This is a genomic window from Thermopolyspora sp. NPDC052614 (assembly GCF_040678635.1).
GTDB lineage: Bacteria > Actinomycetota > Actinomycetes > Streptosporangiales > Streptosporangiaceae > Thermopolyspora.
The window spans coordinates 143,018-163,974 of sequence record NZ_JBFATZ010000004.1 but is presented as its reverse complement, the minus strand read 5'-3'; the positions used below and the strand labels follow the sequence as shown (position 1 = coordinate 163,974).

The 20,957-nt window shown below is 72.8% G+C and carries 18 protein-coding genes and 1 riboswitch; of the genes, 14 read left to right on the top strand and 4 right to left on the bottom strand.

From position 1 onward, the window contains the following. Nucleotides 1-215: 215 nt before the first annotated feature. Nucleotides 216-503 (bottom strand): Lrp/AsnC ligand binding domain-containing protein, encoded by a 288-nt coding sequence (locus AB0K60_RS10345; RefSeq protein WP_364051050.1) that lies wholly within the window; start codon nt 501-503, stop codon nt 216-218. A 218-nt stretch (nt 504-721) separates the two neighbouring features. Further along, nucleotides 722-2,470 carry a DEDD exonuclease domain-containing protein gene (locus tag AB0K60_RS10340; RefSeq protein WP_364051047.1) on the bottom strand — a complete coding sequence of 583 codons (1,749 nt, stop codon included), beginning with the start codon at nt 2,468-2,470 and terminating at the stop codon, nt 722-724. Nucleotides 2,471-2,792: 322 nt separating this feature from the next. Here AB0K60_RS10340 and AB0K60_RS10335 point away from each other — a divergent pair, with 322 nt between their 5' ends. The 6 genes from AB0K60_RS10335 to AB0K60_RS10310 all read left to right on the top strand — a co-directional run bounded on the left by AB0K60_RS10335 (nt 2,793) and on the right by AB0K60_RS10310 (nt 10,898). Then, nucleotides 2,793-3,344: a hypothetical protein gene (locus AB0K60_RS10335; RefSeq protein WP_364051044.1), complete on the top strand. Its 552-nt coding sequence runs from the start codon at nt 2,793-2,795 to the stop codon at nt 3,342-3,344. 379 nt (nt 3,345-3,723) lie between these two features. Then, the gene (locus AB0K60_RS10330; RefSeq protein ID WP_364051041.1) at nt 3,724-5,046 is read left to right on the top strand and encodes an NYN domain-containing protein; all 1,323 of its coding nucleotides are present in this window, start codon (nt 3,724-3,726) and stop codon (nt 5,044-5,046) included. A gap of 238 nt (nt 5,047-5,284) precedes the next feature. Further along, nucleotides 5,285-6,232 carry an NlpC/P60 family protein gene (locus AB0K60_RS10325; protein WP_364051038.1) on the top strand — a complete coding sequence of 316 codons (948 nt, stop codon included), beginning with the start codon at nt 5,285-5,287 and terminating at the stop codon, nt 6,230-6,232. 1,079 nt (nt 6,233-7,311) lie between these two features. After that, nucleotides 7,312-7,475: riboswitch (cyclic di-AMP (ydaO/yuaA leader) on the top strand. Nucleotides 7,476-7,557: 82 nt separating this feature from the next. Continuing rightward, a complete protein-coding gene (locus AB0K60_RS10320) occupies nt 7,558-8,130 on the top strand; it encodes a C40 family peptidase (RefSeq protein WP_364051035.1) in 573 nt (190 codons plus the stop codon). A 385-nt stretch (nt 8,131-8,515) separates the two neighbouring features. Continuing rightward, entirely contained in the window at nt 8,516-9,340 is an 825-nt protein-coding gene (locus tag AB0K60_RS10315; RefSeq protein WP_364051032.1) for a hypothetical protein, read from the top strand. A gap of 409 nt (nt 9,341-9,749) precedes the next feature. Continuing rightward, a complete protein-coding gene (locus tag AB0K60_RS10310) occupies nt 9,750-10,898 on the top strand; it encodes a glycosyltransferase family 4 protein (protein ID WP_364051029.1) in 1,149 nt (382 codons plus the stop codon). Here AB0K60_RS10310 and AB0K60_RS10305 read toward each other — a convergent pair. Further along, on the bottom strand, nt 10,873-11,283 hold the full coding sequence (locus AB0K60_RS10305) for a DUF2000 domain-containing protein (protein WP_364051026.1): 411 nt from the start codon (nt 11,281-11,283) through the stop codon (nt 10,873-10,875). The two genes, AB0K60_RS10310 and AB0K60_RS10305, sit on opposite strands and share 26 nt — an antisense overlap. Before the next feature lie 298 nt (nt 11,284-11,581). On the opposite strand from AB0K60_RS10305, the gene AB0K60_RS10300 reads away from it, so the two are divergent. Further along, nucleotides 11,582-12,565 carry an AraC family transcriptional regulator gene (locus tag AB0K60_RS10300; protein WP_364051023.1) on the top strand — a complete coding sequence of 328 codons (984 nt, stop codon included), beginning with the start codon at nt 11,582-11,584 and terminating at the stop codon, nt 12,563-12,565. Between the two features lie 78 nt (nt 12,566-12,643). On the opposite strand, the gene AB0K60_RS10295 is transcribed toward AB0K60_RS10300, so the two are convergent. Continuing rightward, complete coding sequence (locus AB0K60_RS10295) at nt 12,644-14,437, bottom strand: long-chain fatty acid--CoA ligase (protein WP_364051020.1); 1,794 nt, start codon at nt 14,435-14,437, stop codon at nt 12,644-12,646. Nucleotides 14,438-14,601: 164 nt separating this feature from the next. Here AB0K60_RS10295 and AB0K60_RS10290 point away from each other — a divergent pair, with 164 nt between their 5' ends. The 7 genes from AB0K60_RS10290 (at nt 14,602) to AB0K60_RS10260 (ending at nt 20,843) form a co-directional block, all read left to right on the top strand. After that, nucleotides 14,602-15,369, top strand: a complete 768-nt coding sequence (locus tag AB0K60_RS10290; RefSeq protein ID WP_364051017.1) for a metallophosphoesterase — start codon at nt 14,602-14,604, stop codon at nt 15,367-15,369. A gap of 110 nt (nt 15,370-15,479) precedes the next feature. Beyond that, nucleotides 15,480-15,917, top strand: coding sequence for an SRPBCC family protein (locus AB0K60_RS10285; protein ID WP_364051014.1), 438 nt, complete (start codon nt 15,480-15,482; stop codon nt 15,915-15,917). Next, on the top strand, nt 15,914-17,140 hold the full coding sequence (locus tag AB0K60_RS10280; protein WP_364051011.1) for an ArsA family ATPase: 1,227 nt from the start codon (nt 15,914-15,916) through the stop codon (nt 17,138-17,140). The genes AB0K60_RS10285 and AB0K60_RS10280 overlap by 4 nt, the downstream gene beginning before the upstream one ends. Continuing rightward, entirely contained in the window at nt 17,124-17,768 is a 645-nt protein-coding gene (locus tag AB0K60_RS10275) for a hypothetical protein (RefSeq protein ID WP_364051008.1), read from the top strand. The genes AB0K60_RS10280 and AB0K60_RS10275 overlap by 17 nt, the downstream gene beginning before the upstream one ends. Before the next feature lie 62 nt (nt 17,769-17,830). Next, nucleotides 17,831-18,775, top strand: coding sequence for an ROK family glucokinase (locus AB0K60_RS10270; protein ID WP_364051005.1), 945 nt, complete (start codon nt 17,831-17,833; stop codon nt 18,773-18,775). A gap of 100 nt (nt 18,776-18,875) precedes the next feature. After that, nucleotides 18,876-19,571: an endonuclease/exonuclease/phosphatase family protein gene (locus AB0K60_RS10265; RefSeq protein ID WP_364051002.1), complete on the top strand. Its 696-nt coding sequence runs from the start codon at nt 18,876-18,878 to the stop codon at nt 19,569-19,571. A gap of 117 nt (nt 19,572-19,688) precedes the next feature. Continuing rightward, a complete protein-coding gene (locus tag AB0K60_RS10260; RefSeq protein WP_364050999.1) occupies nt 19,689-20,843 on the top strand; it encodes a hypothetical protein in 1,155 nt (384 codons plus the stop codon). Nucleotides 20,844-20,957 lie beyond the last annotated feature (114 nt).

Here is a 20,957-nt window from a genome sequence, read left to right as displayed (position 1 = left end):
CGGGTGCCGGGCCGGTGGGCGTACTGGGTGTTGCGCCCTGGCCGGTGGTGTGCGCGGGGCGGGAGCGCCGGTCGGCGGGTGATCGCCGTCATGGCCGGGTGCCGGGCCGGTGGGCGTACTGGGTGTTGCGCCCTGGCCGGTGGTGTGCGCGGGGCGGGAGCGCCCGGTCGGTGGGGTGTCCACCGGGGGCGGGCGCTCGTCCGGCCCGCCCGCCGTCAGTCGGCCTCCTTCAGGCCGATGGAGAACGCGGCCTCCACGTCGTGCCGTGAGTAGGTGCGGAAGGCGAGGTGGGTCTCGGTGGCGAGGACGCCGTGGACCTTGTTGATGCGGCCGGGGATGACCTCGGCCACGTCGTCGTAGGCCGCCACGCGCACGATCGCCAGCAGGTCGTAGTCGCCCGTGATCGAATAGACCTCGCTCACCCCGGGGATGTCGGCGATCGCCTCGGCGATCTCGGGAATCCTGTCGACCTCGGTCTTGATGTGCACGATCGCGGTGACCATCGCTGCCCCTTCCTGACACGAGTGCGGTCCGGGTCGCCCCTGCGTCCCGGACGGGTTGGTATGCGTGCTGACGCGGACGCGTCCTGCGTTGTCACGGCACGCCGGGGCGCTGACGCGGCCTCGGCGCGGGTGGTCGGTGAATCGACGGGCCTTGGGTCGCGGTGAGCCGCCGATGCGCGCTCACGCCCGGCCCGTGCCCGACTCTAGCGCGCCACCGATCACCTCAGCGGGCGGCCCTCGCGCGGCGAGCGCTCCGCGCCGCCGTTCAGCCTTGCGTCGGAGCGCCCCGGGTAGGCGCGGTCGATGCCGGCCTTGAGGCGCCCGGCGCCGCGCACGGGCAGGCTCCACGACCCGTCCACCTGAACCAGGCGCACGCCGGGGGCCTCCAGCCAGCGCAGGATGCACTCGGTCTCCTCGGCGGTGGCCGCCGGGGTGGGGCCGGGGCCGGGGACGACCGTCTCGGCGGTGGCGGTCAGGGCCTCCACGTACGGCGTGGGGTGGGCGCCCCGGGGCATGACGCCCGCGGCGGCGAGCCTGCCGTGCCGTACGACGTGGATGTCCCAGCCGCCTTCGAAGGCCGGGCTGGCGGCGATGAGCTGCGGAATCCGGGTCAGCGACGCGAGGCGCTGCATGCGGGCCGCCGCGCGCACGAAGACGGCCAGGCGGTCGCGATCGACGGCGGCCTCCTCGTAGCGCTGCTCCGCGGACAGGCGGTCCATGCGGGCCTTGAGCGCGGCGTAGACGGGCCCGGCGTCCTCGATCATGGCGCGGCGGGCGTTCGCGACGTGCACCGCGTACTCCTCGGGCGTCTCGCCGCCCTCGCAGGGGGCGCCGCAGCGGCCCAGGCCGGCCAGCGCGCACGCCGGGCGGCGGGCGCGGGTGGTGACGCGCTCGGCGCACCGGCGCAGCGGCACCGCCTCGTGGATGGCGGCGCGGGCGTCGTCGGCGGCGCGCATGCCGCCGAACGGGCCGAGGTAGGTGCCGCCGTCGTCCTTGACCTCGCGGACGACGGCGAGGCGGGGGAACTGCTCGTCGGTGAGCTTGAGCCACACGACCCGCTCGGGGAAGCGTGATCTGCGGTTGTAGCGGGGCTTGGCGGACGCGATCAGGCGTAACTCGCGGACCTCGGCCTCCAGGCCCGTGGCGCAGACGATCGGGCGCACCCGCTCGGCGATGCCGATCATCTCGCGGACCCGGGGGCGGGTCTCGCCGGCGGTGAAGTACGAGCGGACCCGGTTGCGCAGGTTGGAGCTCTTGCCGACGTACAGGGGCTCGCCGCGCTCGTCCTCGAACACGTAGACGCCGGGGGCGCCGGGGATGGCGTCGGCGAGGTGGCGCTTGCGCTGCTGTTGCGGGGAGGGGGCGCGGACGAACCCCTTCAGCTCCTCCAGCGTGCTCACGCCGAAGGCGCCGGTGCGTTCCAGCAGGCCGTGCAGGACGTCCACGGTCGCGCGGGCGTCGGCGAGGGCGCGGTGGCAGGGCTGGTTCGGGCTGTGGAAGATCCGGGCCAGGGTGGCGAGCTTGCAGTTGGGGGTCTCGTCCCGGGTGAGCACCCGCCGCGCCAGGTCGGCGGTGTCGACCACCGGGTTGGCCGGGGGCGGGTAGCCGAGCGCGGCGCAGGCGGCCTTGATGAACCCGACGTCGAAAGGGGCGTTGTGGGCGACGAGCACCGCTCCCCGGATGAACTCCAGAAAGGACGGCAGCACCGACTCCAGCTTCGGCGCGGCGACGACCATCGCGTCGGTGATGCCGGTCAGCACGGTGATGAACGGCGGGATCGGCCCGCCCGGATCGACCAGCGTGGCCAGCTCCCCGAGCCGCTCGCCGGCCTTGACCTTGACGGCGCCGATCTCGGTGATGGCGTGCTCCTTCGCCGACCCCCCGGTGGTCTCCAGGTCGAACACCACGAACGTCACCTCGTGAAGAGGGGTGCCGAGGTCGTCGAGAGTGCCCTGTACCGGTTCCACGACCAAGGACATTAGAGGTGCCCACCGACAATCGCCATCGCGATCGCCATCGCCCCAGCCAGGTACCCAGTCAGGCCCCCCCGGGGTCTCGGGGGGACGTTCTCGCACCTCAGAGGCTCGGCGGAGATCCGTCGCGGTCGGATCCGCCGCTGTGGCAGGGCTTTCCGCCCGTGCTCGAAGGTAACGGAAGGTCATCTATTTGCGCGAAAGAGCGATCGTTCGCATGAGGACTCGTTGGATGCTTTGTAGCGGTGCGTTTACAAACGTCCGAATGCGTCACTCGCACCACTTGCACCACAGCACTACGACGGGGAGTCAGGCAATGAAGCGACTCATCACGACGTTCACCTCGCTCGCGGTCGCCGCGAGTACCTTCTGGGCCGCCGCGCCGGCTCAGGCCGCCGCTCAGGCCGCCGGGGCCCAGAGCACCGCGAAGGCCGCCGCGGCCGAGAGCGCGACCGCACGCCGTCCGTACGTCCGGGTGACCTTCCCCACCCGGGTCGCCAGGGGCGGGCTGGCCACCTACACCGTCCGGGCCACCGGGCTCCGGTCCGCCCGGGGCGAGGCGATCGTCATGGTCTCCTACCTGCCCAGGCACCTCGGCACCGTGCGCATCATCCAGCGGCCCAGCAACTCCACCTGCGGTTTCCGCGCGAGCAAGTGGGCGGTGTACTGCGTGGTCTTCCTGCGCGGCCAGAGCAGCGCCCAGTGGCGATTCCGGCTCGACTGGAACTACCGCTACGCGGGCTGGTACCGCGTCGACAACTACGCCAAGGTGGTGTCGATCGGCGGTGGCACCGGTTGGGACTACGCCAGCCAGATCACCAAGGCCGACCTGATCGGCAAGCCCGCCCGCACGAAGATCCTCCGCTAGCACGATCCTCCGCTGGTACGGCGCAGCCGGATACCCGGAAGCCGCGAGTTCCGGGTATCCGGCCCGATCACCGATTCCACCGCTTGTTTCCACCGCTGTCCCCGCCGCTGTCCCCGCCGCTCGCCGCAGCCGGCGGCGAGGACCCGCCTGAACCTCCCCTCTCCACCGGCCTCCGTCCCTGGGACGGAGGCACGCGTCCCGCCGACCGCCGCGCGGACGCGCGGTTGAATCGGCTTGACCGTCCGTTTACCCGCGCTTCATGTCGCGCGATGTGACCTCGTGGACTCGATCAGGTGCGACACGGTCGTACCCTTGACAGAACAGACATGGAGAGTTCAACGAAGGCGCGCATGCTAGGGGCCAGACTGGGAGCAATGGGATGAGTTCAGCCGGAGAGGGTCTGTCTCGTCCGCTGCCCGAGCAGGTCCGCGCCCACGTCGTCGATCTCGCCGCGCAGGTTCTGGGCACGATGCCGCCCGCCGCCGTGCCGCCGCCGCTGCGCGGCATCGCCCGGTTCGACCCGCGCAAGCGCGCCCGGCTCGGCGGCGCGCCGATCGCCGCGCAGCTGGAGACCGACAAGAAGTTCCGCGAGGTCGTGGCCGAGGCCCTGGCCGAGGCCTGGCCCGAGCTCGTGACCAGCCTCGCCGAGGGCACCGTGCCGCCCGCCGCCGAGCCTGTGGTGGTCGCCGCCGCCGCGTACCTCACCCGTCCGCCCGGCTGGCCGGAGCTGGTGGAGGCCGCCCGCGTCGATCTGGAGCAGAGCGCGGCCGTGGCCGAGGGCACGGCCCAGGAGCAGGCGATCGCCCGGCTGCGCGAGCAGCTCGCCGCGCAGAAGACCGCGAGCCGGGAGGAGATCGAGCGGCTGCGCGAGCAGCTCAAGAGCGCCCGCGCGGAGATCTCCGACCTGCGCCGCAAGCTGCACGAGTCGCGGGAGCGGGCCAAGGCCGCGGAGGCCAGGGCCGACGAGCTGGAGAAGGCCGCGGCCGAGGCCAAGGCCGTGGCGGCGATGGCCGGCAGCGCGGGGGAGGCCGAGCTGCGGCGGCTGCGCGAGCGGCTCGCCGAGGCCGAGTCGCAGGTGGAGGCGAGCCGCCGGGCGGCCCGCGAGGGGCGCAGCGTGGACGACGCGCGCATCCGGGTGCTGCTGGACGCGCTGCAGGACGCCGCCGCCGGGCTGCGCAACGAGCTGGCGCTCCCGACGACCATCTCCCGCCCGGCCGACTCGGTGAGCGCGGTGCGCCCGGGACGGCCCGGCGTGCGCGCGGTGCCCGCGCGGGCGCTCGCCGACGACGATCCGGCGCTGCTGGACCAACTGCTGGCGATACCGCGCCTGCATCTCATCGTGGACGGCTACAACGTCACCAAGACCGGGTACCCGTCGCTGACCCTGGTCGATCAGCGTTCGCGGCTCTTGACGGGCCTCGGGGGGCTTGCCGTACAGTCGCGCGTGGAGATCACCTGTGTGTTCGACGGCGCGGAGCTCGACGGGCCCGTGCAGGTGCAGGCTCCGCGCGGGGTGCGGGTGCTGTTCAGCGCGCCCGGCGAGATCGCCGACGACCTCATTCGCCGGCTGGTGCGGGCCGAGCCGCCGGGACGGGCGATGGCCGTGGTCTCCTCCGACCGGGAGGTGGCCGAGTCGGTGCGGCGCATGGGCGCGCGCCCGCTGCCGTCGTCGCTGCTGCTCCGCCGCCTGAGTCGTGGGTAGATACCATATTTGTACGGCTGTGCCGGATCTTTGGTTCAATGCGGTTGAACAGGTTGAATACCACAGATCGCTTGAGTAACGTCTCGCCCCAGTTGTCTCGCTGGGGAAGGCTGGCACCAACGTGGCCGTTCGCGAAGTTCGGGATGGGCGCGCTTTTGACGAGCCCGGCCGGGATGATCTGTTCCGCCGGGGGCGTCGCGCGTGGAGCCGCAGGGGTCCGCTCGCCGTCGGCGTCTCGATGACGGTGCTGCTCGTCACGCAAGGCGGCCTGCAGGGCGACGCGATCGCCGATCCGAGGCCCACGATCGCCCAGGCCAAGGCGCGCCTGGCGAAGCTGGAGGACAAGGCCGACCAGGCCGTCGAGCGCTACAACGAGGCCAACGAAAGCTGGAAGAAGAAGCGCAAGAAATACCAGGAGCTGAACGCCGACTTCAAGCGGCAGCAGGAGCGCGTGCTGGCGATGCGGTCGAGCATCGTCGGCCTCGCGGTCACCGCCTACCAGGGGGCCGACGCGCTCGCCATGCCCGGCATCGCGGGCGGGGGCGACCCACTCATGACGCTGAACGGCCTGGCGACACTGAGCCAGATCTCGAAGGTGCGCTCCGAGGCGATGAGCGGGTACGAGGCCGAGGTGAAGGACCTCGGGGCCCGCAGGGACAGGGCCAAGACCGCCTTCGAGGAGGCCGCGGACGACCGCGAGAAGTTCCGCAAGAAGCGGGACGAGGTCGAGAAGCTGGTCACCGAGCAGGAGCGGCTGCTGCGTCGGCTGGGGACCTACAACGCCGGGAACACCAACAGCACCGGCCTGAAGTACACCGGCCCCGCCTCGGGCAACGCCAGGACGGCCCTGCAGTTCGCCTACAGCCAGATCGGCAAGCCGTACCGGTACGGCGGCACGGGACCGGGCGTGTGGGACTGCTCGGGGCTCACTCAGGCGGCCTGGCGGGCGGCCGGGGTCGAACTGCCCCGTACGACCACGCAGCAGTGGGCCTGGGGGGCGAACCGCCGCGTGTCGATGGACGATTTGCAGCCCGGCGACCTGCTGTTCAGCAACGGGCTCGGGCATGTGGGCGTGTACGCCGGTGACGGCAAGATGGTGCACGCGCCACGCACCGGCGACGTGGTGAAGGTCGTGACGCTGTCGTCCTACGGCATGGGTCGGTTCGTCGGCGCCGTGCGGCCCTGACCTCGGGCCCGGATTCTCGGGACGCCTGCGAAGAGCGCGTCGGCCCTCCGCGTCCGCGCCCCGCGTGCTGCGCCGGGTTTGGTGGGGTTTATTCGGGTTCGCATGTGACGCGGTCGGTTCCCGGTCGCGTTCACGCCCGTACGGTGCCGTTCATCGCCGCCCGCGGTGAGGTGCAGCGCGTCCGGCATCGTGTGCGTGCAGACCGGCGGGCCCTCGGCGGCATGACCCTCAGCAGGGCGCTCGCCCGGGCCGGTGGCCCCGGCGAGCGGCCGTGGGCGAGTCGAACCGCTGCGCCGCCTGGCCGGTTCGCGGTCGCATCCATGCCGAACCGCTGCCGCGCATCCAGTCCGGGGCGCATCGATGCCGGGCCTTCGCGTCACGCGGCCGGTCCGTGGCCGACCATCCGACCCGCGCCCAGATGGTGTGCCGCGACGTCCTGAATGCCCCATCGGGTCAGGGGGCCCACGCCGAGGCCCTCGCAGGAGGCCGTCTCACCTCGCCTCGTCGAGCGAGGGAGACCGGACGTCCATGAGTCGGCCGGGCGTCTCCGTCCCGTTCTTCACCAGGTCGAGGAGGCCGGTGCGGGGTGCGCTCGGTCTCGTCCGGCGTGAGCCTCTTGGCGATGTGGCATTAGTCACTTTTGAGGCAGTCAAATTCGGGGAATCGCTGCTTGATTCATCATGATTTGTCCGATCCGCCCCCTTCTGTGTGGACATTCGGATGTTCCGCTTTCGTTGGATGGCCGAGATTTTCGATCATGTTTTGGGCCCTCCCGGGGTTGTTACTCCTGTTACTGATGATGTTCGTGTGACGATCAATGGCCGCCTTCCAGTGATGTGATAAGCATCACAAACGGGTAACTTACTTCTCGTTTGTGCTGGGCTTTTATTTCGTTCGAAGCCTTGTCTTGTGGCGATTTCGGCGGAATCGTCGACGGCATTTGCTTGGCGTGTGTAGATTTGCGCCTCGCAGCGACATGCCATGCCGCTGCCAAGAACACCCGGCTGATCACCGGGTGATCAGATAACAGATCCATAATGTCGCCGCAACCCGAACCAATGGTTTAATGTTCAACGGTTTGCGGAGGCAGGCCGAATCCATGCAGTCAGGAGGCATGGAGCCGGGGACCCAAATGCCCTCCGGTGCGAGGGAGCGGGGTGAATCGGTGATGTTCACCGAAGGGCGATCAGACTTCCCCGCCCGAACCCGTCAGCTAACCCGGTAGGCGCAAGTGGAAGACCCTAGGAGAGATCCTGTCCACCACCTCGCACAACCCCCGTCTGTCGCGTGCCGTCCGGGTCTCCCTCGGCGGAGTGGCCCTCACCGTGACCGTCTCAGCCGGAGCGGTCACCCTGCAGAGCACCGCGGCCCACGCCGCGACCGCCGGCACGCCGACGACAGCCCAGGCCGGCCTGCCGGCCACCGTCCAGATGTCCGGGCAACTCAGCGGTGCGACGTTGAGCGGCGTCAATTTGGGCGGCGTCAAACTGGGCACGAGGAAGGCCACCCGGAAGCTCGGTAAGGTCGCGCGGCAACGCGCCAGGGCGAACCGGGCCATCGCGGCGGCCAAGGCGCAGATCGGCACGCCGTACCGCTACGGCGGCACCGGCAAGGGCGGCTTCGACTGCTCCGGTCTGGTGCAGTACGCCTGGCGGAAGGCGGGCGTGAAGATCCCGAGAGTGACGACGGCACAGTACCGTGCGATCAAGACCAAGGTCTCCTGGAAGAACCTCCGTGGCGGAGACCTGATCTTCTTCTACGGCAAGGGCCATGTCGGCATGTACGTCGGGAACGGAAAAATGATCCACGCTCCCAGCTCGGGGAAGCGGGTGCGCATCGACAAGCTGAACGCATGGCGCAGGGCGTCGTTCAGCGGCGCGGTACGTCCCGGCCTGTGACGTAGCCGAGACGCCGACCGCGGCACCACGGCCCCGCCCATCCTCTCCTCACGGTGGGCGGGGCCGCGTCATGCCCGGCTGCCGCATCCTCGCGCCACGCCTTGTGTCAGTCCGGGTGCCATGCCCGGGTGCCGCATCCTCGTGCCACGCCTTGTGTCACGTCCCGGTGCCGCGTCCGGGTGCCACATCCGAATGCCATGCCCGGGTGCCGCATCCTCGTGCCACGCCTTATGTCACGTCCGGGTGCCATGTCCGGCTGCCGCATCCTCGCGCCACCCCTTGTGTCACGTCCCGGTGCCGCATCCGGATGCCACGCCCCTGTGCCGCATCCTCGCGCCACGCCTTGTGTCACGTCCGGGTGCCACGCCCCGTACCATGCCGCATCATGCGCAGATGGGCCGCTCGGGCGCTTGCCGTGCTCCTGCTGGCGGCGACCGCCGCCGGAGCGGTGCCGCCCCCCGACCCGCTCCTGGGCCGCGCGCTGGCGCTCGTCCGCGAGCACCCCGCCGTCTGGACGGGTGCCGCGGCGATTACTCGGGGCGACCGGGTCGTGGTGGTCGGCGGCGGCTCCGCACTGCGTGCCGAACTCGTGGACCTCGCCGAGCGGGCCCGCCGTACCGTGGCACGAGTCTGGGGGACCGTGGACGCGATCGTGCTCGTGCCGTCCACCACCGCCCGCGCGGCCGTTCTCGCCGCGCCCGCCGACGTGCGCGGCCTGGCCGCGCTCGCGGGCGACGGCCACGTGATCGTCGAGCCCGCGGGGTTCGCCCGGCTCTCGGCGGCGGGACGGCGGGTCGTGCTCACTCACGAGCTGACCCACGTCGCCACCGGCGCCGCCGTCGACCACGACACTCCCCGATGGCTGGTGGAGGGGTTCGCCGATTATGTCGGTTTCCGTGACTCGGGCATCCCGGTGCCCGTCGCCGCGGCCGAGTTGGCCGCCGAGGTGCGCGCGGGACGGCTTCCCGACGCCCTGCCCGGCCCGTCGGACTTCGACCTGGGGCCGCGACGCGTGCGGGCCTACCAGGAGGCGTGGCTCGCCTGCCGGTACGTCGCGGCCCGCTTCGGCGAGAACCGGCTCGTTGACCTCTACCGTTACATGCGCCTCCGGCCTCGGGATGCCGACGCGGTCCTGCGGCAGGTGCTGGGGATGGGGTCGGCCGAGTTCACCGCCGCCTGGCGCGAGTATCTGCGCAGGGAACTGACATGATCGGGTCCCGCCCTTGCGTCGGCGGCCGAGGGTCTCATGGCGATATCCGATGGGGAGGACGTGGGCCGAGTTCACCGCCGCCTGGCGCGAGTATCTGCGCAGGGAACTGACGTGGACGGGTCCCGCCCTTGCGTCGGCGGCCGAGGGTCTCATGGCGATATCCGATGGGGAGGACGTGGGCCGAGTTCACCGCCGCCTGGCGCGAGTATCTGCGCAGGGAACTGACGTGGACGGGTCCCGCCCTTGCGTCGGCGGCCGAGGGTCTCATGGCGATATCCGATGGGGAGGACGTCGGCCGGTGGAGACGATCGTGCAGTAGATTCGAAACGCGTTACATCGTTACATCCGGGGGTTCCGGGGCGGCCGGCCTCGGCCCGATCCCTCGCGCGGCGAAACGGTCTGCCCTCACGTGAGCACTCTGATCGTCACCAACGACTTTCCGCCCCGGCCCGGGGGCATCCAGGCGTTCGTGCATGCCCTGGCCATGCGCCGGCCCCCTGGGTCGCTGATCGTCTACGCGCCCCGGTGGCGGGGGTGCGAGGCGTTCGACGCGCGGCAGCCGTACCGGGTGGTCCGGCATCCGACGACGCTGATGCTGCCCGTGCCGACGGTTGCCCGGCGCGCGGCGCGGCTGGTGCGCGAGCACCGGATCGACACGGTCGTGTTCGGGGCGGCGTTGCCGATCGGGCTGCTCGCGCCCGCGATGCGGCAGGCGGGCGCGAGTCGGATCGTGATGCTCACGCACGGGCACGAGGCCGCCTGGGCGGGCCTCGGCGTCGGGCGGGGGCTGCTGCGGCGCATCGCGCGGGGGGCCGACATCGTCACCTACCTGGGCGGCTTCAGCCGGGACCGGCTCGCCGGGTCCGTCCCCGAGGACAAGCTCGTACGGCTCTCGCCCGGTGTGGACACCGACGTGTTCCGCCCCGGCGCGGGCGGTGCGGAGATCAGGTCGGCGCTCGGCCTCGGGCAGCGGCCCGTCGTGGTGTGCGTGTCGCGGCTGGTGCCGCGCAAAGGGCAGGACACGCTGATCCGCGCCTGGCCGGAGGTGCTGCGCGCGATCCCGGGGGCCTTCCTGTTGCTGGTCGGCGGCGGACCCTACCGCAGGACGCTGGAACGCATGATCGCCTCGCTGGGGCTGGGCGGATCGGCGCTCGTCACCGGGTCGGTGCCGTGGAGCACGCTGCCGGCCTACTACGACGCGGGGGACGTGTTCGCGATGCCGTGCCGTACCCGCCGGTGGGGCCTGGACGTCGAGGGGCTCGGCATCGTCTACCTGGAGGCGTCGGCGACCGGCCTGCCCGTCGTCGCCGGGAACTCCGGAGGAGCCCCGGACGCGGTCGTGGACGGGCAGACCGGCTTCGTCGTGGACGGCCGCCGGCCCTCCGACGTGGCCGCCGCCCTGATCGGGTTGCTGAAGGATCCCGCCGGTGCGCGGGCGATGGGGGAGCGGGGCCGGGCCTGGGTCGAGCGCGACTGGCGCTGGGACGCGGTCGCCGACCGCTTCGCCGCGCTGCTGACCGGCGCACCCGACCTCAGGGATGCAGGGACAGGCCCTTGAGCACCTTGTCCACGGCGTTGCGGGGGCCGTAGACGCAGATGCCGACCAGATTGAGCTCCTCGGCGGGCACGGCCGCGACGGCCGCCCGGTTGTCGTCGTCGTTTCCGGTCTTGAACAGCTCCTCGGTGTAGAGGGCGACGGACAGGCCACGGGCGAGGGCCCGCTCCCGGACGCGGGCCAGTTCCGGGAGTTCGGCCGTGTAGACCAACATGGGCTGGCGGATCATCGGCAGGTAATCGTTGCCGGAGCCGTCCCGGTAAGGCAGCCCCATGACCCCGGGCACGCCCCCGGCCACGCCGCTGGCGAGGAACGCCACGACGTTGAGCTTCTGCCAGCCGGCCAGGTCCGGGCGCACGCAGATGCCAATCTTGGTGTCGAAACGCATGCACGGCAGCCTGCCTCGCGCCCTCGCCTCCGTCTTGAACGCTGGTGCGCCTCGCCCGTACGGCTGGCGCCGACGCGCGGCCCTCGCCCCCGGCCCTGCCGCCGGACCCTGCCGCCGGACCCCGCCCCCGGCCCTGCCGCCGGACCCTGCCGCCGGACCCCGCCCCCGGCCCTGCCGCCGGACCTCGCCGCCGGACCCCGCCCCCGGCCCTGCCGCCGGACCTCGCCGCCGGACCCCGCCCCCGCACCCCCGCCTCCGCACCCCGCCCGACGAATACCCTGGGAACTACTCTGGGAGCGTGGACCGACACCAGACCTGGGAGCGGGCCCGCTTCGCCCCGGTCCCGCCGCGGCGGCCGGGCGTCCCGACGGTCGAGCGGGCCGGATGGACCGGGCGGGCCGAGCGGACCGCGCATGCCTCCCAGGGCGAGCACAACGGGCGGGGCGGGCGGGGCGGCGACTGGGCGAGGTACTGGCGCAGCGCCGATGAGCCGCTGGAGGCCATGTACGCCCACTTCCGGCGGCACGTCTACCATCGGCACAGCCACGAGTCGTACTCCTTCGGCCTCACCGAGGCCGGCAACCAGGGCTTCACCTGCCGGGGCGCGCGGCACACCAGCGCGGCGGGCATGCTGCTCGCCTTCAACCCCGACGAGCCGCACGACGGGCACCCCAACGACGGCGCGGGCTTCACCTACCGCATGATCCATGTCGGCGTGGACCTGATGGGCGACATCCTCAACGACGGCATCCTCGCCGACGGCGCGGACCGGACGCCCGGCCTGCCGCTGTTCCCCCGGCCGGTGGTGGCCGCGCCGCGCGCCGCGGCCCGGCTGCGGGCCCTGCACGCGGCCCTGCTCGGCGGCGCGTCCCGGCTGCGCCGCGACGAGCTGCTGCGGGCCGCGATCGCCGCCGTCGTGCGCGAGGGGGCGGCCCGCCGGGTCTCGACGGGCGACCGGTACCTCGCCGTCCCCGGGATCGCCCGGCGGGCCCGGGAGGTGATCGCCGACCGCTACCTGGAGGACATCTCGGCCGCCGACCTCGCCGCCGCCACCGGCGCGAGCCGTTTCGCCGTCTACCGCTCCTTCCAGGCCGCGTACGGCCTGGCCCCCAGCGACTACCAGCGGGACCTGCGCCTGCGGCGGGCCCGGCGGCTCATCGCCGAGGGCATGCCGATCGCCGAGGCGGCCGCCGCGACCGGGTTCGCCGACCAGAGCCACCTGACCCGCTGGTTCGTACGCTGCTTCGGCGTCACGCCCCGCGTCTACCAGACGGCGATCTGACCCGGGCGGCTCAGGGGCGGCTCAGGGGTGGCACAGCGGCGGCTCAGGGGCGGCTCAGGGGGGCGGCTCAGGGGCGGCTCAGCCGTACAGGGCCTCGATCTGCTTGCCGAAGTCGCGCATGACGACGTTGCGCTTGAGCTTGAGGCTCGGCGTGACGTGCCCGGTCTCCTCGCTCAGATCGGTCTCAAGCACGGCGAACTTCTTGATCTGCTCGGCCTTGGAGACCATCCGGTTGGCCTCGTCGACGGCCTTTTGCATCTCGGCGAGGATCGCGGGGTCGGTGGCGAGCTCGGCCAGCGTGGCGTCCGCCTTGCCGTTGGCCTGCTTCCACTGCTCAAGCGCCTCGAGGTCGAGGGTGATCAGCGCGGCGACGAACGGCTTGTCGTCGCCGACCACCATCGCCTGGCTGACCAGCGGGTGGGCGCGGATGCGGTCCTCCAGCGGGGCGGGCGCGACGTTCTTGCCGCCGGCGGTGACGATGATCTCCTTCTTCCGGCCGGTGATCCGCAGGTAGCCGTCGTCGTCGAGCTCGCCCACGTCGCCGGTGCGGAAGCGGCCCTGCTCGTCGAACACCTCGGCGGTGGCGGCCTCGTTGTTCCAGTAGCCGTCGAAGACGTGCCGCCCGGAGACCAGGACCTCCCCGTCGTCGGCGACGGTGATCGTGACCCCGGGGAACGGCCGTCCCACCGTGCCGATCTTGTTGGCGCCCGGCAGGTTCACCGTGGAGGGGGCGCAGGTCTCGGTGAGGCCCCAGCCCTCAAGGACCTCGATGCCGACGCCGCGGAAGAAGTGGCCCAGGCGCTCGCCGAGCGCGGAGCCGCCCGAGACGGCGGCGGTGAGGTTGCCGCCGGTGGCCGCGCGCAGCTTGCCGTACACGAGCCTGTCGAAGATCGCGTGCTGGAGGCGGAGGCCGAGCCCGGGGCCGCCGGTGTCGAGCGCCTTGCTGTAACGGATGGCCACGTCCGCCGCCAGGTGGAAGATCCTGCCCTTGCCCTCGGCGGTCGCCTTCTGCTCGGCGGAGTTGTAGACCTTCTCGAACACGCGCGGCACGCCCAGCAGGAACGTGGGCTTGAACGACTGCAGATCGGGCGCGACGTTCTTGATGTTGGCGGTGTGCGCGAGCACGGTCGAGGTCTCGATCAGCGCCACCTGGATCAGCCGGGCGAAGCTGTGCGCGAGCGGCAGGAACAGCAGCGCCGCCCGGTCGGAGACGTGGAACAGCTCCTTCAGCGAGCCCTGGGTGACGTTGCGGGCGGTGAACAGCAGGTTGTCGTGGGTGAGGCGGCAGCCCTTGGGCATGCCGGTGGTGCCCGACGTGTAGATGATCGTGGCGAGGTCGGGGCCGCCGCGGGCGGTGCGGCGCTCGGTCAGGACCTCGTCGGAGACGTCCGCGCCGGCGGCGATCAGCTCGTCGAGCCCGCCGTCCTCGATCCGCCAGACGTTCTTCACCTCCGGCAGCTCGGCGAGCACCTCGCGCACCGTCGCCTCGTGCGAGGCCAGCTCGACGAACACCGCCTTGGCGCCGCTGTCGGAGAGGTTCCAGCGCACCTGGTCCGGCGCCGAGGTCTCGTAGACGGGCACGCTCACGCCGCCCGCCGCCCAGATGCCGTAGTCGAGCACGGTCCACTCGTACCGGGTGCGCGACATGATCCCGACCCGGTCGCCGGGCTCGACGCCCGAGGCGATCAGCCCCTTGGCGATCCGGGAGACCTCGTCGGCGAATTGGCGGGCGGTGACGTCCGCCCACGCCTCGCCGATCTTGCGGCGGATGACGACGGCGTCGGGCTCCCGCTCCGCGCGGCCGAACACCGTGTCGGCGCAGTTGTCCGTGGCGGGGACGTCCACGAGCATGGGGACGCTGTACTCGCGCACAAGTGGCTCCTCGATGCACGCTCCGGTGGCTGCCTGGACGTTACACCCATTGTTTACGCATGGGTAGCTTGCCCGGTCGGGGCGTTGTGAATCGGGCTCGTTTCCGGCCGCTCAACGCCACGGTACCAACCGTTCCGCGCCGGTGCCGGGTTACGATTTGCCCCATGCGGGTGCACGTCGTCAGTGATGTCCACGGCCGTGCCGACGCGCTGGCCAAGGCGGGCGATGGGGCCGACGCGCTGATCTGCCTGGGCGATCTGCTGCTGTTCATCGACTACGACGACCACGCGCAGGGCATCTTCCCCGAGCTGTTCGGCGCCGAGCACGCCTCCCGGTTCATCGGGCTGCGCACCGAGGGGCGCTTCGACGAGGCGCGGGAGCTGTCGGCCGCGCTGTGGGCGGGCCTCGGCGGCGATCCGCGCGAGCACATCGAGCGGGCGGTGCGGGCCCAGTACGCCGAGCTGTTCGCGGCGATGCCCGTCCCGGCCTACCTCACCTACGGGAACGTGGACGTGCCGCCGCTGTGGGCCGAGCACCTGCGCGACGGCCACCGGGTGCTCGACGGCGAGACCGCCGAGATCGGCGGGCTCGTCTTCGGGTTCGTCGGCGGCGGGCTGCGCACCCGCTACCGCACCCCCAACGAGATCGACGAGGAGGAGTACGCGGCGAAGGTCGAGGCGCTCGGCCCCGTCGACGTGCTCTGCTCGCACATCCCGCCCGCCGTCCCCGAGCTGCTGTACGACGTGGTCGCGCGGCGGTTCGAGCGGGGCAGCGAGGCGCTGCTCGCGGCGATCCGGCGGACGCAGCCGCGCTACGCCCTGTTCGGCCACGTGCACCAGCCGCTGTACGCGCGTACCCGGATCGGCCGCACCGAATGCGTCAACGTGGGGCACTTCCGCGGGCGGGGCACGCCGTACGCGCTGACTCTGTGAACGCGCTGACGTGCTGACTCTGTGAACGCGCGGAACCTGTGACGCGCCGAATCCGTGAAACGGCGGTCCGGCTGAACGGCGAGCGGCGCGAGAACGAGTACGGTGAACCCATGGCGGATCGCACCACGTCGAGTATCTCCATAGCCGCGGACCGGGCGGCCATCATGAAGGTCATCGCCGACTTCGGGGCCTACCCCGAGTGGGCCGGGCAGGTGAGGAAGGCCGAGGTGCTCGCCGCCGGCGACGACGGGCGACCGGCCACCGTGCGCTTCGTCCTGGACGCCGGGGTGATCAGCGACGAGTACACGCTGGGCTACGCCTGGTCCGGCGACGAGGCCGTGACCTGGCACGTCGTCGAGGCCGGCCGGATGGTGTCGGCGCTCGACGGCAGCTACCGGCTGGCGGACGAGGGCGGCGCCACCCGGGTCACCTACGAGCTCGCGGTGGACCTCAAGGTGCCGATGATCGGCATGATCAAGCGCAAGGCCGAGAAGGTCATCATCGACACCGCGCTCAAGGGCCTCAAGAAACGCGTCGAGAGCTCGTGACGCGTCCGGAGGCGCCGGTCGCGACGCCGCGCGTGCTGTTGTTCACCGGCAAGGGCGGCGTCGGCAAGACGACCGTCGCCGCGGCCACCGCGACGCTCGCCGCCCGCGCCGGGCACAAGACGCTCGTGGTGTCCACCGACACCGCGCACTCGCTCGCCGACGCCCTCGCCGTACCGCCCACGGACGAGCCGGCCGAGGTCACGCCGGAGCTGCCCGGCCTCCACCTGCAGCAGATCGACACCCAGCGCTCGCTCGAGCGGCACTGGGGCGAGCTGCGGGCGTACGCGCGGGGCGTGCTCACCGAGCTCGGCCTCGACGAGATCACCTCCGAGGAGATCACCGTGCTGCCCGGCGCGGAGGAGGTGATCGCCCTGCTGGAGCTGCGCGAGCAGGTGCGCACCGGCCGCTGGGACGTCATCGTGATCGACTGCGCGCCGACCGCCGAGACGCTGCGGCTGCTCGCCCTGCCCGAGGCGCTGGACTGGCACGTCAACCGGCTGCTTCCGGTCGGCCGCCGGGTGATGCGCGCGGTCTCGCCGCTGATGCGGCGGGTCGCCCGGGTGAGCATGCCCGGCGACGACGTGGTCGGGGCCGGGGAGCGGCTGCACCGCGGCCTGCTCGACGTGCGCGCCATCCTCACCGGCGAGAACGCGTCGGTGCGGCTCGTGCTCACCCCCGAGGCCGTCGTCGTCGCCGAGGCCCGCCGCACGCTCACCTCGCTCAGCCTGTACGGCTACCGCGTCGACGCCGCGATCGCCAACCGGGTCTTCCCCGCCGACGGCGCCGACCCCTGGCGGGAGCGGTGGGTGGCCGCGCAGGGGCGGCACCTGGCCGACGTCGCCGAGTCGTTCGCGCCGCTGCCCGTGCACACCGTGCCGTACCTGCCCGCCGAGCCGGTCGGCGTGGCGGCGCTCGGCGCCCTCGGCGCGACCCTGTACGGCGACGCCGACCCGTTCGCCCGCCCCGCCGTCGAGCCGCCGATGCGCGTGACGCCGGATGGCCGGGGAGGCTGGGAGTTGTCGCTGGCGCTGCCGTTCGCCGACCGGGACGCGGTCGACCTGGCACGCAAAGGGGACGAATTGATCATTACGGCTGGGCCGTACCGGCGGGTCCTGGCGCTGCCCGCGGCGCTCGCCCGGCGCACCGTCGCCGAGGCGGCGCTCCGCGACGGCCGGCTGCGGGTACGGTTCGAGGCAGGAGGGCCAGATGACCGAGAATCGTGACAACGGACAGCCGGAGAACGGCAAGGTCCCATCCGCCGAGGCGCCCGAGCAGGAGCGGACGGGCGAGCCCCAGGCTGAGACCGCAGGGGCAGCGGGCGCCACGGGCGCCACGGGCGCCACGGAGGCAACGGGGGCCACGGAGGGCGCGGCAGGAGGCAACGGTGGATCGCGCGGCACCGAAGGCGCCGGCCAGACCCCGCGCGACCCGCTCGGGTCGGTCGCCGAGGAGGCGATGAAGCTGTTCGACGCGCTGCAGCAGCGCGTCATGCGCGAGGTGGGCAAGAACGTCGTCAAGAGCGGCGCCAGGGCCGGCATGAGCGGCCTGGGCCAGGCGTTCGGCACCGGCAGGTCCGCCCCGCGCGACGTGTGGAGCGAGGCGGTCGCCGAGCACGACCCGCACGGCGATGAGGAGTACATTTGCCGCGCCTGCCCCATCTGCCGGATGAAGGCGGCCTCACGGGAGTCCGGTGGCGAGGTCACCGACCACCTGGTCGCCGCGGGCGGCGAGCTGTTCGCCGCCTTCCGGCAAGCGTTCGAGGCGCTGCAGCGCCCGGCGTCCGGGAGCCGGTCCCGGGACCGCGAGCGGGAGCCGCGTCCGTCCCGGGTGGAGCACATCGACCTCGGGTGATCCCGGGGAGGCGGAGGACGGCGACCGGCATGCGGCGACGTGCCGGCGGAAAGGGTTAGGCCATGGCGCTCACCATCGGCATCGACGTCGGCGGGACCAAGGTCGCGGCCGGCGTGGTCGACGAGAACGGCAAGATCATCGAGCATCTGCGCCGGCCCACGCCCGCACAGGAGCCCGACAAGGTCGCCGAGGTGATCGCCGAGGTCGTACGCGAGCTGTCGAGCCGCCACACGGTGGACGCGGTGGGCCTCGGCGCGGCCGGCTTCGTCGACGAGACCCGCTCGGTCCTGCGCTTCGCGCCCAACCTGGCCTGGCGGGAGGAGCCGCTGCGCGAGAAGGTCGGCGCGCTGATCGACCTGCCCGTCGTGGTGGAGAACGACGCCAACGCGATGGCCTGGGGCGAGTACCGCTTCGGCGCGGGCCGCGGCGAGAGCCACGTGGTGTGCGTGACGGTCGGCACCGGCATCGGCGGCGGCCTCGTGCTCGACGGCCGCCTCTACCGGGGCCGATGGGGCATGGGCGCCGAATGGGGCCACACGCAGATGGTGCCCGGCGGGCGTCCGTGCGGCTGCGGCAACCAGGGCTGCTGGGAGCGGTACGCCAGCGGCAGCGCCCTGGTCGCCGACGTCCGCGAGGCGATCGCGGCCGACCCGGCGCGCGGGGCCCGGCTGCTGGAGATGGCCGGCGGCAGCCTGGAGAACGCCGAGGGCGAGGTGGTCGCCGCCGCCGCCCACGAGGGCGACCCGGTCGCCCTGGAGGCGTTCGCGCTGCTGGCCCGCTGGCTCGGCCAGGGCCTGGCCGACCTCGCCGCCACCCTCGACCCGGGCTGCTTCATCATCGGCGGCGGCGTCTCCCGCTCGGCCGACCTGTTCCTCGACGCCGCCCGCGAGGAGTACGCCCGCCGCGTCGTCGGCCGCGGCCACCGCCCCCTCGCGGTCATCAAGGCCGCCGAACTCGGCCCCGCCGCCGGCCTCGTCGGCGCGGCCGACCTGGCCCGCACCCGCTGACCCCGCACCGACGGCCTTGACCACGCCCGAGCCTGGGCCCGAACCCGCGCCCGAACCCGGGCCCGAACCATCTCGCGGGGACGCCGAACGGGCCGCGGCCGTGTCGCTCCGGGTGGCCTCCTACAACGTGCGGTCGCTGCGCGACGACGTGGGCGCGCTGGTGCGGGTCATCCGCGCCATCGAGCCCGACGTACTGTGCCTGCAGGAGGCGCCCACGGGGTTGCGGTGGCGGCGCGGCCGGGACCGGCTCGCGGAGCGCGTCGGCATGACCGTCGTCGCGGGGCGGCGCAAGGGCGGTCTGGCGATCCTCGCCGGGCCGGGCGTGCGGGCCGTACACGCCGAATACCACCTGCTGAGCCCCCGGCCGAGGCTGCAGCGGCGGGCGCTGGCCATCGCCGTCGTGGACAAGGACGGGCGGCGGGCCGCGGTCGGCTGCGTCCACCTCGACCTGTCGGCGACGGCGCGACTGGAGCACGTCGCCGAGATCGAGGAGCACATGGCCTGGGTGCGCGACCGCTTCGGCGTGCCGGACGCGCTCGCCGGGGACTTCAACGAGGAGCCCACCGGGGCCGCCTGGCGCCGCCTGACGCGACGCTACACCGACTGCTTCGCGGCCGCGCCCGACGGCCACGGCGGCACCTTCACCGCCCGCCACCCGGCCAAACGCATCGACGCGATCTTCGCGGGGCCGGGTCTCGCCGTGCGTTCCTGCGGGGTGCCCCAGGCGGATCCGGCCGACCTGGCCGTGGCGACCGACCACCTTCCCGTCCAGGCCGACCTGCTGTTCCCGGCCTGAGCGCCCCGGCGATCCGCCGCCCTGCGACGTCGCGCTTTGTGCCGTGACGTCGCTGTTTCACCGTGACTTGAGGCAGGTGTGCCACGCGGGCGGCACGCCGCCACGTACGATTTGCTCATGACCCGCCGCCCGTCGCGGCGTGCGGCGCCGTTGTGCGTGCTCCTCACCGGCCTCCTCGCCGGGACGCTCATGCGCCCCACATCGGCCGCGCACGCCCGAGTGGATCCCACTCCCGCCGCCAGGATCACCTCGGCGGCGACGACGCCCGACCGTCACCCGGCCGCCACCGCCCGGCTGCGCGCCGACGGCTCGCTGTCGGACATCGCGGCGCTCGGCGCGACCAACGTGTGGGCGGTCGGTCAGGAGGGGATCTGGGACGACTGGCAGAGCCGGGGCGTCATCACCCACTGGGACGGCGACTCCTGGAACGCCGTCGGCATCCGCAACGACGCCTCCGGCGCCGGCCGGCTGCGCTCGATCGCGGCCGCCTCCCCGACCGAGCTGTGGGCCGTGGGGGAGGGGCACGACAGCCTGCCGTACGTGGCCAGGGGCGACGGCTCCACCTTCGACCGCGTCGCCGTCGGCTCGCTGCGCGCCGGAGACTGGCTCGGCGGGGTCGCCGCCGTGCCCGGCCGCGTGGTCGCGGTCGGCGGGCGCGCGGGCCGTCCCCTGATCGCCACCGGCGCCGCCACCGGCTGGACCGCCGCCGCCCGCCGCGCCGAGGGCACCCTGTACGGCGTGGCCCTGCTGTCGGCCAAGGAGGGCTGGGCGGTCGGCGAGACCGGCGACGGCCCGATGATCCTGCGCCTGTCCGGCAACACGTGGAAGACCGTCCGCGTGCCGCGCGTCAAGGGCGGCTTCCTGCGCGACGTGTACGCCGACGGGCCCAAGCGCGCGGTCGCCATCGGCGGCGTCTACCACGGGACCGGCGGCCGTATCTACCCACTGGCCCTGGAGTGGAACGGCAAACGCTGGTCCCGCATGCGCGTCCCGAACCACGCCGCCGAGCTCTACGGCGTCACCGGCGACGAACACGGCCGCTACTGGGCCTCCGGCTACGACCCGGCCCACTCCCACGAGCCGTTCCTGCTCCGCTACGAGAGCGGCAAATGGCGTACCGACCGAGGGGAGAAGACCGGAGACGACCAGATCGTCCGCCTCCAGGCGGTCGGCCACGTCGCCGGCCTCACCATGGCCGTCGGCCACCTCGTGGACGCCTCCGGCCGCTACACCGACATCATCGAGACCCTCGACGCCGACGAGGCCAAGTGAGCCCGTCCCCGCCGTCCGTGCCGTCCGCGCCGTTCGCGAACGTGCAGCGGGCGGGCGCCATCCGCGTGGCGCCGCCCGACGCCGTACTCCATCCCAGGGCGCACCAGCACCTAC

Excerpts from the sequence above, each read along its gene's own strand:
- AB0K60_RS10345 (WP_364051050.1), bottom strand. The coding sequence starts at position 503 with ATGGTCACCGCGATCGTGCACATCAAGACCGAGGTCGACAGGATTCCC.
- AB0K60_RS10335 (WP_364051044.1), top strand. The coding sequence starts at position 2,793 with ATGAAGCGACTCATCACGACGTTCACCTCGCTCGCGGTCGCCGCGAGT.
- AB0K60_RS10330 (WP_364051041.1), top strand. The coding sequence starts at position 3,724 with ATGAGTTCAGCCGGAGAGGGTCTGTCTCGTCCGCTGCCCGAGCAGGTC.
- AB0K60_RS10325 (WP_364051038.1), top strand. The coding sequence starts at position 5,285 with ATGACGGTGCTGCTCGTCACGCAAGGCGGCCTGCAGGGCGACGCGATC.
- AB0K60_RS10315 (WP_364051032.1), top strand. The coding sequence starts at position 8,516 with ATGCGCAGATGGGCCGCTCGGGCGCTTGCCGTGCTCCTGCTGGCGGCG.
- AB0K60_RS10305 (WP_364051026.1), bottom strand. The coding sequence starts at position 11,283 with ATGCGTTTCGACACCAAGATTGGCATCTGCGTGCGCCCGGACCTGGCC.
- AB0K60_RS10290 (WP_364051017.1), top strand. The coding sequence starts at position 14,602 with ATGCGGGTGCACGTCGTCAGTGATGTCCACGGCCGTGCCGACGCGCTG.
- AB0K60_RS10285 (WP_364051014.1), top strand. The coding sequence starts at position 15,480 with ATGGCGGATCGCACCACGTCGAGTATCTCCATAGCCGCGGACCGGGCG.
- AB0K60_RS10275 (WP_364051008.1), top strand. The coding sequence starts at position 17,124 with ATGACCGAGAATCGTGACAACGGACAGCCGGAGAACGGCAAGGTCCCA.
- AB0K60_RS10270 (WP_364051005.1), top strand. The coding sequence starts at position 17,831 with ATGGCGCTCACCATCGGCATCGACGTCGGCGGGACCAAGGTCGCGGCC.
- AB0K60_RS10260 (WP_364050999.1), top strand. The coding sequence starts at position 19,689 with ATGACCCGCCGCCCGTCGCGGCGTGCGGCGCCGTTGTGCGTGCTCCTC.